This window comes from Streptomyces sp. sk2.1 (genome assembly GCF_008120935.1).
In the GTDB taxonomy this organism is placed as follows: Bacteria; Actinomycetota; Actinomycetes; order Streptomycetales; family Streptomycetaceae; genus Streptomyces.
The window spans coordinates 569,357-582,388 of sequence record NZ_RDBO01000077.1 but is presented as its reverse complement, the minus strand read 5'-3'; the positions used below and the strand labels follow the sequence as shown (position 1 = coordinate 582,388).

General features: G+C 72.5%; 8 protein-coding genes. 2 read left to right on the top strand and 6 right to left on the bottom strand.

Going from position 1 to position 13,032, the window contains the following annotated elements; all coding sequences use genetic code 11:
* Positions 1-177: 177 nt before the first annotated feature.
* Positions 178-2,583, bottom strand: coding sequence for an ABC transporter family substrate-binding protein (locus EAO76_RS29880; RefSeq protein WP_148839012.1), 2,406 nt, complete (start codon positions 2,581-2,583; stop codon positions 178-180).
* A gap of 467 nt (positions 2,584-3,050) precedes the next feature.
* On the opposite strand from EAO76_RS29880, the gene EAO76_RS29875 reads away from it, so the two are divergent.
* Positions 3,051-3,761, top strand: coding sequence for a PspA/IM30 family protein (locus EAO76_RS29875; protein ID WP_148839011.1), 711 nt, complete (start codon positions 3,051-3,053; stop codon positions 3,759-3,761).
* A gap of 57 nt (positions 3,762-3,818) precedes the next feature.
* Here the strand turns inward: EAO76_RS29875 and EAO76_RS29870 are convergent, their stop codons facing one another.
* The 5 genes from EAO76_RS29870 to EAO76_RS29850 form a co-directional block, all read right to left on the bottom strand.
* Entirely contained in the window at positions 3,819-6,347 is a 2,529-nt protein-coding gene (locus EAO76_RS29870; RefSeq protein WP_148840381.1) for a SpoIIE family protein phosphatase, read from the bottom strand.
* Between the two features lie 192 nt (positions 6,348-6,539).
* Positions 6,540-6,968 carry an ATP-binding protein gene (locus EAO76_RS29865; protein WP_148839010.1) on the bottom strand — a complete coding sequence of 143 codons (429 nt, stop codon included), beginning with the start codon at positions 6,966-6,968 and terminating at the stop codon, positions 6,540-6,542.
* A 327-nt stretch (positions 6,969-7,295) separates the two neighbouring features.
* Positions 7,296-7,508 (bottom strand): acyl-CoA carboxylase subunit epsilon, encoded by a 213-nt coding sequence (locus tag EAO76_RS29860; RefSeq protein WP_148839009.1) that lies wholly within the window; start codon positions 7,506-7,508, stop codon positions 7,296-7,298.
* A 117-nt stretch (positions 7,509-7,625) separates the two neighbouring features.
* Positions 7,626-9,188: an acyl-CoA carboxylase subunit beta gene (locus EAO76_RS29855; RefSeq protein ID WP_148839008.1), complete on the bottom strand. Its 1,563-nt coding sequence runs from the start codon at positions 9,186-9,188 to the stop codon at positions 7,626-7,628.
* Positions 9,189-9,217: 29 nt separating this feature from the next.
* A complete protein-coding gene (locus tag EAO76_RS29850) occupies positions 9,218-10,240 on the bottom strand; it encodes a polyprenyl synthetase family protein (protein ID WP_148839007.1) in 1,023 nt (340 codons plus the stop codon).
* A gap of 293 nt (positions 10,241-10,533) precedes the next feature.
* Here EAO76_RS29850 and EAO76_RS29845 point away from each other — a divergent pair, with 293 nt between their 5' ends.
* Positions 10,534-12,693, top strand: a complete 2,160-nt coding sequence (locus EAO76_RS29845) for an MMPL family transporter (protein ID WP_148839006.1) — start codon at positions 10,534-10,536, stop codon at positions 12,691-12,693.
* Positions 12,694-13,032 lie beyond the last annotated feature (339 nt).

The window sequence follows — 13,032 nt, the reverse complement described above, 5'->3', positions numbered from 1 at the left end:
CTCCCCCACTTCCGAGGCCCCCCACCCCGGAGTCGGGGACTCCGGGGTGGGGGGCCTCGGAAGTGGGGGAGCGAGCGGCCACCCGGGTCGACGGGTGGATACGACCTTGCCCGCCGGACGGTCCGGCGGGCAAGGAATTTGAGCCAGTTCTGAGCTTTTGGGAACCGCCCTGACCTGCTACTTCTTCTTCCCGGCCGGAGCCCCGGCGGCCTGCGGTTTCTTGAAACCGATGTTCTGGTAGTGGGGTGTGCCGAAGCCGAAGGCGCCGACGTTCAGCAGCTCGCGGTCGGTCGCCACGAGCTGCGGGCGCTGGTAGAGCGGGATCGACCCGGCGGCGGCCCAGATCCGGGCGTCGGCCTGCTTCATCAGGTCCCGGGCCGCCCCCTCGTCCAGTTCCGAGACCGCCCGGTCGAAGAGCTGGTCGATGTGGTCCGTGCCGACGCGGGTGTAGTTCTGCTCGACCAGCAGCGAGCCGTCGGTGGCGGGCACCGGCTTGGCGTAGATCGGGCGGTCGTCGGTGGCCGGGTAGGCGGTGGCGGGCCAGGAGTACAGCGCCAGGTCGTAGTCGCCGGACGCGATGTGGTCCCGGAAGTAGCTGTCGTCGGAGACCTTGGTGATCTCCGTGCGGACGCCGATCGCGTCGAGCATCGCCGCGATCCTGTCCCCGACGGCGCGCAGCGGCTCCGCCCCCTGGCCGGACGGCAGGACGAAGCGCAGCGTCAACGGCTCGCCGTCCTTGCCGAGCGGGCCGCCGTGCGGACCGCCGGACGGACCGCCGTGCGCGCCGGACGCGCGGGCGAGGGCCGCGGTGCCCGCGGGGGCGTACGCGCCGGTGGCGCCGCCCGGCCGCCGGTCCCGGGCGGCGGCCCCGGCGGGAACGTCCTCGGAGGTCCCGGTCCTGCCCAGGTAGCCGGCCTGCCGCAGCAGGGCCGAGCTGTGGAACGCGGCCACGGGGGCGGGGGCCAGTACGTGGGTGACGCCGCCCGCCGGGTCGCCGTCACCGGACTTGTCGTCGTCGCCGACGATGTACAGGCCGTCGTCCGCGGCGGGCTCGCGCCCGGCGGCGGCGTTCTTCCCCTCGGCGGCGTCCGCCTTCTCCGCCTTCTCCGCCTTCTCCGTCTTCCCCGCTTTCTCCGCGGGCTGCTCCTTCTTCTCCTTCCCTTCCTTCTGCTTCTTGTCGGCCTCGCTGCCCGCCTTGGTCCCGTCGGACGTGTCGACCGCGCCCTCCCGCGTCCAGCCCGCGTCGGCCAGCAGCGCCTGCGCCTCCTCGGTGTCATGGTCGCCGAGCGCGCCGCTGCCGTCCTCGTACCCCGGCTGTCCGGCCAGGGCGAGGTGGCTGCCGAGCGGCTCGGCGGGCAGGCCGAGCGGGGCGAGCACGGCGTCGGCGATCTCCTGGCGGTTCAGGGCGCGGGCGACCGCACGGCGCACCCGGGCGTCGGCGAGCGGCCCGGACTCGCCGTTCAGCGCGAGCTGGGTGTAGGCGGGCTCCAGCGACTTGCGGACCACGTAGTCGCCCAGCCCGCGCTGCTCGGTGGCGTACGTCTCGGCGGCGGCCCGGTCCCTCTTCCTGGCCGCCTGTGCGGCGGCCGCCGCCTTCGGGTCGGAGCCGTGCGCCACGGCCCAGGAACGCAGCGCGGCGGCCGGGCCCGCCGGGGCTCCGGGGCCGTGGGCGAGCGGGCCGGCCGCGCCCCGGTCGGCGACGGCCCGGGTGATCCGGCGCGCCGTCGCGGCGTCGACGTCGGCGACGTCCACCTTCCCGCCGATCAGGGCCCCGGTCCGGTCCTGCGGTCCGACGGCCTTGAAGACCAGCGTGTCCAGCTTGGCCCGGTCGCCCCACCAGCGCGGGTCGCGGACCAGGGCGACCTCGCCCTTCGCCTTGTCCACGCCGCGCAGCCGGAACGGTCCCGAGGTCGCCTTGAGCGTGGTGCGGGCCCCGTCGTTGAAGGCGTCCGGGGAGCCGGTGACCTCCTTGGGGTACAGCGGGGAGAACAGCGAGCGCCAGTCCGCGTACGGCTTGGCGAAGGTGACCCGTACCTCCAGGTCGTCGGCGCCGCGCTCGATCTTCTCGATCCGCTCGTAGCCCGCGTTGCGGGCGGTCCAGAACGCCGATTCCTTGCCGCTCAGCGCCCGCCACTGGGCGACGAAGTCGGGTGCCCCGATCTCCCGGCCGTTGCTCCACACCGCCTGCTGGTTGAGCCGGTAGAGCACCACCTGCCGGGGTTCGCTCTCGATCACCTTCGCGGACTCCAGGTAGTCCGGGTCGAGCTGCGGCCTGCCCCTGTCGTCCAGCGGGAAGAGGTGCGGCAGCAGGGCGCCGGTGATCCGGGCGGTGGCGCCGTCGGCGTCGGCCTGGAAGGCGTTGAGCGTGGTGGGCACGGCGTCGATCGCCCAGCGGACGGTGCCTCCCTCGGCGACCAGGTTCCGGCCCGCGACCGCGACGTCCTGGGGGGCGGTGCCGACGGCCCCGCCGCTGTCGCCGGAGGTGCAGCCCGCCAGTACGGGAAGTGTCAGCACGCCCGTCGTGAGGAGTGCGAGCGAGCGGCGCTTGCGGGCCGTCCCGCGCGGGACGCCGACGTGGGACATGGCTGATACCTCCGGGGCCGGCCCGGCTCACCCGCACCCGAGTGGGCCGAATTGTGCATTTTTGGTGGCATATGCAGTTGATCACACTGTTTTCGTCCCCCCACTGAATGCGCCCCCGCGCGCGAGGCGGCGCAGACACGGCGCCGCACCCCGCAACCTCACCCGTGCGGAGGAGCGGACCCGCCCCGCGGCCCGGCGAGGGGCGGGGCAGGGCGGGGCGCGCCCGCGCCCCGGAGCGGATCGCGTCCGACGGGTCGCGCACATGCCCCGGGGCAGGCCGCCACCTCGGCCTAGTATAGTAGTGGGACCAGTCGGCGGTCGCCAGGATGCGGGCGATCCGGGGGCGCAGCGCGGGAGCGGCGCGGCGGCGGGGGCCGCTTCTGAGCCGGCGGACCGGGCGGTCCCGCCCGGGGTCCGCGCACACGCGACACGTACACGTGCACGTACACGCACCGAGGAGAGGCACCATGACCAAGCAGACCGTTCTCGGCCGGGTCGCCCAGCTGGCGAGGGCCAACATCAACGCGCTGCTCGACCAGGCCGAGGACCCGCAGAAGATGCTGGACCAGCTGATCCGCGACTACACGGCCAACATCGCGGAGGCCGAGCAGGCGGTCGCCACGACCATCGGCAACCTGCGGCTGATGGAGCAGGACCACCGGGAGGACGTGGACGCGGCCCACGGGTGGGGCGGCAAGGCGCTCGCCGCGAGCCGCAAGGCGGACGAGCTGCGGGCGGCCGGGGCCGGGGCGGAGGCGGACAGGTTCGACAACCTGGCCAAGGTGGCGCTGGGCCGTCAGCTCCGGTCGGAGAAGGAGGCGGAGACGGCGGAACCGGTCATCGCCGCGCAGACCGAGGTCGTGGACCGGCTCCGCTCCGGCCTGGACCGGATGCGGGACAAGCTGACGGAGCTGCGGGACAAGCGGGACGAGCTCGTGGCCCGTGCGAAGACCGCCGAGGCACAGAACCGGATGACGGACGCCGTCAAGGGCGTCGACGTGCTCGACCCGGCCGGCGAACTCGGCCGGTTCGAGGACAAGGTGCGGCGCGAGGAGGCGAGGGCGCTGGGCGGGCAGGAGCTCGCCGCGTCGTCCCTGGACGCCCAGTTCGAGCAGTTGGACGCGCTGGGCGACAGCGCCGAGATCGAGGCCCGGCTCGCCGCGCTGAAGGCGGCCTGAAGGCGGCCTGAGGGCGGCCTGAGGGCGGCCCGGGGCCTGCTGCCGCCGGGCGCGCTCTCAGTACATGCTCAGCAGCTGCTCCACCGAGAGTTCGGCGGGCGGCTTCCCGTCGGGCAGGGCCAGTTCGAACCAGACGGTCTTGCCGCGCGGGGTCCGCCGCGAGCCCCAGGCCACGCTCATCAGCCCGACCAGCTGGAGGCCGCGGCCGCCCTCGTCCGTGTCGCGCGCCCGTCGGCGGCGCGGCTGGACCAGGCCCGCGTCCCACACCTCGCACACCAGGGTGCGGTCGCGCAGCAGCCGGAGCCTGATCTCGCCCTCGCCGTACCGCAGGGCGTTGGTGACCAGCTCGCTGACCAGCAGTTCGGTGGTGTCGACCAGTTCGTCCAGGTCCCAGGCGAGGAGCCGGCCCCGGGCCAGTTCGCGGGCGCGGCCGACGGAGCGGGGTTCGCGGGGCAGCACCCAGTCGCCGACCGCGTCGTCCGCCAGCCCCTGGACACGGGCCACCAGCAGGGCGATGTCGTCCTCGCCGTGCCGGGTGTCGAGGGTGGACAGCACCCGGTCGCAGATGTCCTCGACGGGCCGTTCGGGTTCCACGAGCGCTCCGCGCAGGGCGTCCAGCCCCTCGTCGAGCGGGTGGTGACGGGATTCCACGAGGCCGTCGGTGTAGAGGGCGAGCAGGGAGCCCTCCTTCAGCTCGATCTCGACCTCCTCGAAGGGTTCGCCGCCGACGCCGAGCGGCATCCCCGGCGGGACGTCGAGCAGCGTGGCGGGCCGGCCGGGTTCGGCCACGGCGGGCGGGAGGTGACCGGCGTTGGCGAAGGTGCACCGCCGGGCGACCGGGTCGTAGACCGCGTACACGCAGGTCGCCAGGTAGACCTCGGAGAGGTCCGCCTCGCGGGACTTGTGGGCGGCCCGGGAGGGCCACTGGGAGCCGCCGCGGGACGGACCGGAGCCGCCTGAGGTGCCCAGTCCGCGGGCGACCTCGTCGAGTGCGGAGAGCACCTCGGCGGGTTCCAGGTCCAGCAGGGCCAGGGTCCGTACGGCGGTGCGCAGTTCGCCCATCGCCACGGCGGCCCGCAGTCCGCGGCCCATGACGTCGCCGACGACGAGGGCGGTGCGGTGGCCGGGGAGTTCGATGACGTCGAACCAGTCGCCGCCCACCTCGGTGGCCGTGTTCCCGGGGAGGTAGCGGCAGGCGATGTCGAGTCCGGCGGCCACCGGGTCGCCGGGGGGCAGCAGGCTGCGCTGGAGGATCAGCGCGCGTTCGTGCTCGCGCCGGTAGAGGCGGGCGTTGTCGATGCAGACCGCGGCGCGGGCGGCGAGTTCGGTGGCCAGTGCCCGGTCCCGTTCGCCGAAGGGCTCGCTGCCCTTGGTGCGGGAGAACCGCACCAGGCCGACCACCGTGTCGTGGGCGACCATCGGCACGGCGAGCGTGGACTGCACGAAGCCCCGGTCGTCGCCGGGGACGTCCTCGACGCGGCCGGTGCGCAGGGCGATGGCGCAGGGCGAGTTGAACGAGAAGCGGTGCACGGCGCCGAGCGCGGGCCCGTCGGCCGCGTCGGTCTCCGGCAGGGCGTCCGACACGGCGCTGGCCAGGGCGACCCGGCGCAGCTCCGCGGAGCCTCCGACGGATTCCTGACGGAGCGAGTCCCAGCTGCCGGGCGGGGCGTCGTCGCCGGTCAGCATCCCCTGGTACAGGTCGACGGAGGCGAGGTCGCAGAAGCCGGGCACGGCGACGTCGAGGAGTTCGCGGGCGGTGGTCTCCAGGTCGAGGGAGTTGCCGATGCGGGCGCTGGCCTCGTTGAGCAGGGCGAGGTTGCGGCGGGCGCTGGCGGCCTCGCGGGCGGCGATGTGCCTGCGGGTGACGTCGGTGGCGAGTCCGGCGATGCCGACGGGGCGGCCGGAACCGCTGTGCACCCGGTAGAGGTTCACCGACCAGTACCGGCTGCCGGGTTCGCCGGGGGCGGTGCCGACGAGCTGGAGGTCGGTGACGGACGTGCCGGTCTCCAGGACGCGTTCGAGGCTGGCGGTGAGCCGGTCGGCCTCGGGGCGGGAGAGGTAGTCCTCGACGGTGCGGCCGCGGTGGTCGTCGGCCCGGCCGCCGAAGACGGTGGCGAAGCGCTGGTTGGCCCGGATCACCGTGAGGTCGGTGCCGAACAGTACGAAGCCGAAGGGGGACTGGCCGAATATGGCCTGTGAGGCGGCGAGGTCCGTCTCGATGCGGCGCAGGGCCCGGACGTCCACGACGATGCAGATCGCGGCCCGTTCCCCGTGTTCCGTCTCGCTCGGCATCACGTAGATCTCGGCGAGGCCGTGCACGGTGTCCTCGTCCGGCATCCGGAAGGGGACCAGGCCCGTCCACTCCCGGCCGTCGAGGATCTCCTCGATCCGGCGCCGGCCGTCGCCGTGCAGCCCGTCGGGCAGGAACGCCTCGACCGGGTCCATGCCCACGGCCTTGTCCGCGGCAATGCCGAAGAGACCGGCGGCCCGGCGACTCCACTGCTCGATCAGGCCGTCGGGGCCGATCGAGAAGGAGGCGACTCTGATGTAGTCATAGATCGAGCCGGGCGGGCTTGTCTGCCACATGACATCGCCCGCCGTCCCAGGTATTTCGCTCACGCGACCGTCCCCTCCAGCTCACACACCGGACCGGTCCTGCCCGCAGTATTCAGCACTGCGGCCTCTTCCGACACGGCGTTCACGATCACAGCACGGTCTCAGTCCCTTTCGTCCAGGTTCCTTCGGACCTCCGTGATCGCTGTGCTTCCCACCCCACTCCTAACCAGGCAGGGCCAGCTCGAACCACACCGTCTTGCCGGTCTTTCCCTGCCTGGTCCCCCAGCGCCGTGCCGTGCAGGCCACGAGCTGCAGTCCCCTGCCGCCCTCGTCGTCGGGCCCCGCCGCGCGTTCGGTGGGCGGATCCGGAAGCGGATCGGACACCTCCACCAGCAGTCCGGGCCGGGCGGCGGGCCCGCCGCCGTCGGGGTCCGGCCTCAGCAACCGTACGCCGATGGGACCCGATGTATACCGCATGGAGTTGGTCACCAACTCACTGACCAGCAGAACCGTCACATCGGCGACACCGGCGTCGAGTCCCCAGGCGCTCAGTGTCTCGTGAACCGCGTGCCGCGCGGATCGGACGGCGCCCGGCACAGCCGGGAAGGTCCACTCGGCGCTGTCGCCTGCGGTGTCGATCACGCCGATCACTTCCCAAGACCAGCAAAGAAGAACGCCTCGTCTGCGAGGACTAATCAGCACATACCCGATAATCGGGGTGAACTATCGTCGGCATCGACACGTGGGGCGTACGGGTGTATGACCGCGCGCACGAACGGGTGGACACCGTGGCGGGGGCGCACGACCGCCCGGCACGCGCCGCCGGGATGGCGCTTGCCTCGGTCAACCACCTGCTCGGCGCCTCCGTACGCCCTGCCCCCGCGCCCGGCCCCGATCATCCCGGGCGCACCGTCGCACTCCGGCGCACTCGGGTTCCACCACCGCGCTCCCGTCATCGCCGGAGCCCCGGGGCCCGCGCTACTTCGCGGCCATCCAGGAGGCCGGCGGGAAGCCCCGGCTCCCGGCATGTCTCCAGGTCGCGGCGGTCGGCCCCGGCTCCGGGACCCCGTCCCCGCCGCCCTGAAGGGCCGTGAGGACCACCGTGACGGCGGCGAGTTCCTCGGGCGTGGGCGCACCGCTGACGACCTTCACCGGTGCGGGCCCCCGCGGGTCCTTCGGAGCGTTCGTCATGCTTCCTCCACTCGCTGTCTCGTGGTGCCCGGCCGGTGCCGGACCGCGTGCCCGGCCGGTGCCGGACCGCGTGCCCGGCCGGTGCCGGACCGCGTCGGGCGGTCGCCCGACGGGTCCTCAGGCCGGCGGGTTGCCGTGCTTGCGGGACGGCAGGTCGGCGTGCTTGTTGCGGAGCATGTCGAGCGAGGCGATCAGGACCTCGCGGGTCTCTGCGGGGTCGATGACGTCGTCGACCAGACCGCGTTCGGCCGCGTAGTACGGGTGCATCAGCTCGGCCTTGTACTCCTTGACCAGCAGGCCGCGTGTCGCCTCCGGGTCGTCGGACGCCGCGATCTGCCGGCGGAAGACCACGTTGGCGGCGCCCTCGGCACCCATCACCGCGATCTCGTTCGACGGCCACGCGAAGGACAGATCCGCCCCGATGGAACGGGAGTCCATCACGATGTAGGCGCCCCCGTACGCCTTGCGCAGGATGACCTGGACCCGCGGGACGGTGGCGTTGCAGTACGCGTACAGCAGCTTCGCGCCGTGCCGGATGATCCCGCCGTGTTCCTGGTCGACGCCGGGCAGGAAGCCGGGGACGTCGACGAGGGTGACCAGGGGGATGTTGAACGCGTCGCAGAACTGGACGAAGCGGGCGGCCTTCTCCGAGGAGTGGATGTCCAGGACGCCCGCGAACGACTGCGGCTGGTTCGCGACGATCCCGACTACCTTCCCGTCCATCCGGGCCAGGGTGCAGACGACGCTGGTCGCCCAGCGCTCGTGGACCTCCATGTGCTCCCCGTCGTCGACGATCTCCTCGATGACGGTGCGCATGTCGTAGGGACGGGATCCGTCGGCCGGGACCAGGCTCAGAAGCGTGTCGCCGCGGCGGTCGGCCGGGTCGCCGCCGGGGGCGGTGGGCGGGTTCTCGCGGTTGTTGGAGGGGAGCATGCCGATGAGGTAGCGGACCTCGGCGATGCAGGTCTCCTCGTCGTCGTACGCGAAGTGTGCGACGCCGGAGGTCTCGGCGTGGACGTCGGCGCCGCCCAGGCCGTTCTGGGTGATCTCCTCGCCCGTGACCGCCTTGACGACGTCCGGGCCGGTGATGAACATCTGCGAGGTCTCGCGGACCATGAACACGAAGTCCGTCAGCGCGGGGCTGTAGGCGGCGCCGCCCGCGCAGGGGCCGAGCATCACGCTGATCTGCGGGATCACGCCCGAGGCCCTCGTGTTGCGCTGGAAGATCCCGCCGTAGCCGGCCAGCGCCGAGACGCCCTCCTGGATACGGGCACCGGCACCGTCGTTCAGCGACACCAGCGGCGCACCCGCCGCGATCGCCATGTCCATGATCTTGTGGATCTTCGTGGCGTGCGCCTCGCCCAGCGCGCCGCCGAAGATCCGGAAGTCGTGCGCGTACACGAAGACCGTGCGCCCCTCCACCGTCCCCCAGCCGGTGACCACACCGTCGGTGTAGGGCTTCTTCTCCTCCAGACCGAAACCCGTCGCCCGGTGCCGGCGCAACTGCTCGACCTCACGGAACGAACCCGCATCCAGCAGCAGACCGATCCGCTCACGCGCCGTCAGCTTCCCCTTGGCGTGCTGCGCCTCGGTCGCCCGGTCGGGGCCCCGGAGCACCTCTTCGCGGATGGCGGCGAGTTCGCCGACGCGGTCGAAATGGGCAGCGGTGTCCTGCGGCATGACCAACTCCTTTGTCGTCTCTGCCCTGTTCAGCCGGTGCGCAGGGCCACGTAACCGCACAGCGCGTCGAGCGCCCGGCGGGACGGGCACCGCGGCAGCGACTCCAGCGCCGCCCTGGCCAGATCCAGTCGCCGGTGCAGGAGGTCGCGCGCCCGGGCGGGCGCGGAGGAGGACCGGAAGAGCTCCAGGGCGCGTCGTCTGGCCCCGTCCTCCTCGACCGGGCCGTCCGCCAGCAGCGCCCGCAGTTCGGCACCCTCCGGGCTGTCGTCCTCCAGGGCCAGGAGCACCGGCAGGCTGGGCACGCCCGCCACGAGGTCCTTGCCCTGCTCCTTGCCGGTGAGGGCGGCGGGGGCGGCCAGGTCGAGCAGGTCGTCGGATATCTGGAACGCGACGCCGAGCTGGTTGCCGTACTCCGCGAGGGCGCGCACGAATCCGTCCGGGGCCCCGGCCTGGAGCCCGCCGATCGCCGTCGCCATGGAGAACAGCGCGGCGGTCTTGCCCTCGGTCACCTCGAAGAAGTGCGCGACCGGGTCCTCGTCCGGGGCCGGCCCGGTCAACTCCCCCAGCTGTCCCGCGACCAGTCTGCTCGCGATCTCGGCGTTGTAGCGCACGGCCTCCGGACCCAGTTCGGAGGCGAGCCGGGCCGCGCGGGCGAGCAGCCAGTTCCCGCCGGCCACCGCGAGCCGTTCGCCCCAGCGCGCGTTGACGCTGTCCACGCCGTGCCGCATCGTCGCCCCGTCCATCACGTCGTCGTGGTAGAGCGAGGAGATGTGGACGAGTTCGGCTATGACGGCGGCCTCGGTGACCCCGTCGCGGAACGGTTCGCCGAACTCGGCGCCGAGCAGCACCAGCAACGGTCTCAGCCGCTTGCCGCCCGCGGCGGCGAGATGGCTCGTGAGCGCGGCGACCCTCGGGTCGGGAGCGCTCGACACGCAGTCCAGCAGCCGCTTCTCGGCGGCGGCCAGGGACTCGGTGATCCTGTTCTCGAACTCCGGCTCGCCGAGGGCGAGATGGGCGAGCATTTCGGATCCCGCCGGCACCGTGACGGTCATGCCCTCACCTCGCCCGTCGGACGGGCGACCACGGACCGGTACGAGCAGGAGTGCGAGTTCATCGCACGAGCATCCGATTCCCGCTCCGGCCCCGGCAACACCGCTGGCCGCTTGATGCACTCCCTGTCATCTTCCTGCCACGCCGATTCCGCCGGTGTGCGCAGGGGTGCCCCTCCCGCATGTTCCGGATTCATGCGGCAGGTTGCTGCCACATGTATCCGCGCGGCAGGAGGCGGGGAACGTCGCGCACCGAGAATCAAGGGCCCCCTGGAAAGACGCACCGAAGGAGTCTCATGTTCGGAAGGATCGGGCAGTCCGCCGTCAAGCATCCATGGCTGACCATTCTCGCCTGGGTGATTGCGGCCGCCGCCCTGATATCCCTCGCTCCCCAGCTGAAGCCGACCAATGACCAGGCCGACTTCCTGCCGTCGCACTACGAGTCGGTCCAGGTCGGAAAGGTGCAGGAACGCGCCTTCCCGCAGCAGGAGCAGCCCGCCTCCATCGCGGTCTTCCAGCGCAAGGACAAGGCTCCTCTGACGGCTGCCGACAAGGCCGACGTGGTCGAGGTCGTGGCCGGTCTGGACAAGGCGGGCCTGAAGAAGATCAAGCGGATCGAGACCAATCCGCAGTCGGTCTCCGCCAACGGGAAGATCGCCCTGGCCAGCATCCTGGCCACCTCGAAGGACCCCTACGACGCGGACCTGATGAAGTCGGTCGAGGAGCTGCGCAAGCAGGTCAAGCCGCTGCTCAAGTCCACCTCGTTGAGCATGGGCATCACGGGCCAGACGGCCACCGCGGTGGACACCATGCAGTCCTCCGGCAACACCGACGCGATGATCATGATGGCGACGATGGCGCTCATCGTGGTGCTGCTGCTCGCCATCTTCCGCAGCCCGCTGATCGCGTTCCTGCCGCTGATCGTGATCTCGGTCGTCTTCATGGTCGCCAACGGCCTGATCGCGACCGTGTCCGAGCTCGGCGGTCTGAAGACCGACGCGTCGATCTCGTCCATCCTGATCGTCGTGCTGTTCGGGGTCGGGACCGACTACCTGCTGTTCCTGCTCTTCCGCTACCGGGAGCACCTGCGGACCGGCCAGGAGCCGAAGCAGGCCATGGCGGACGCGGTCGGCAAGGTCGGCGAGACCATCGCCTCCGCCGCGGGCGCGGTCATCGTCGCGTTCCTCGCCCTGCTGCTGTCCAGCCTGGGCATGTTCCGCGCCATGGGCCCCGCCCTGGCCATCTCCGTCGGCGTGACCCTCGTGGCGGCGCTCACCCTCGTGCCCGCGGTCTTCTCGCTCCTCGGCACCAAGGTGTTCTGGCCCTCCAAGGCCTGGCGCAAGCAGCCCGAGCACCGGCTCTCGCAGCGCGTCGGCACGCTCATCGGGCGCCGTCCCGGTGTGGTCGCCGCGGGTTCGGCCGGGCTGCTCGCCGTTCTCGCGGTGGGCTCCCTCAGCTTCAACCCGATCTTCGACAGCGGCAGTTCGCTGCCGAAGGAGCTGGAGTCCGTCCGGGCGATGGAGGACCTCCAGCGCGGCTTCGCCGCCGGCCAGACCGACCCGGTCTGGGTGCTGGTCCACACGGACGACGGCAGCAAGCTGGACCAGGCCGGGCTCGGTGCGTACGCGAAGGAGCTGGCCGCGGTCGACGGCGTCGGCACGGTCGCCCCGCCGGTGACGAGCCCGAAGGGCGACGTCGCCCAGATCGCCGTGATGATCGACTACCGGCCGACCGGTGACCAGGCCATCGAGCTGGTCTCGGGTCCGCTGCGCGACGCCGCGCACGCCTCGGCGCCCAAGGGCACGGAGGCACTGGTCGGCGGCACCAGCGGGGTGATGGCCGACGTCCAGGACGCCGTCAACCACGACTACTCGCTGGTCTTCCCGGCCGCCGGACTGGCCATCATGATCATCCTCGGCCTGCTGCTCCGCAGCGTCGTGGCCCCCTGGTACCTGATGCTCGCCGTCGGCCTGGGCTTCGCCGCGACCCTGGGGTCCACCGTGTGGCTCTTCCAGGACCTCAAGGGCGAGAGCGGGCTGCTGTTCACCCTGCCGGTGATCCTCTACCTGTTCGTCGTGGCGATCGGGACGGACTACAACATCCTGATGATCGCCCGACTGCGCGAGGAGGTCCGGCGGGGCATCAGTCCGGCCGAGGCCACCCGCCACGCGATCGTCAGCTCCGCGTCGACGATCGGTGCCGCCGCCGTCATCCTGGCGGGCACGTTCGGGGTGCTCCTGCTGGCCGAGAACACCATGCTCCAGCAGATGGGCTTCGCGGTGGCCTTCGGCATCCTGCTCACCGCGTTCGTCATGGCGATGCTCCTGGTGCCCGCGGTCACCGCGCTGCTGGGCCGCAAGGCCTGGTGGCCCGGCGGCAAGGACCACGACCACGACCGGTCGGCCTCCCCGGACGAGACGCCTCGCGCGAAGGAGTCCGTCGGCACGTCCGGCTGACCGTGCCGAACGGCCGGCCGTGACGGCCGACCCGCCGTCACGGCCGGCCACGCAAGGGCCGCCGTGCGACGCACCCACCACCGGGCGCCGCACGGCGGCCCTTGCCGTGCGCGCGGGGCGGTCCTTGCCGTGCGGCGCGGGGCACGCGCGGCAGGGCGTGCGCGGGCCGGGGGCGGCTCTCCCCGCCGTACGTGCGCGGTGGCGACCTCGTCGCGGCTCGGCGCGGCAGCGGCGACGGCAGGGCTCTCCTCGCCGTACGTGCGCGGTGGCGGCGGGGGCCGTCCCCGTACGGCCGCTGTGCGCCCCCTCGCGCGCCGGGATGCGCCGGGTTCACCGGCG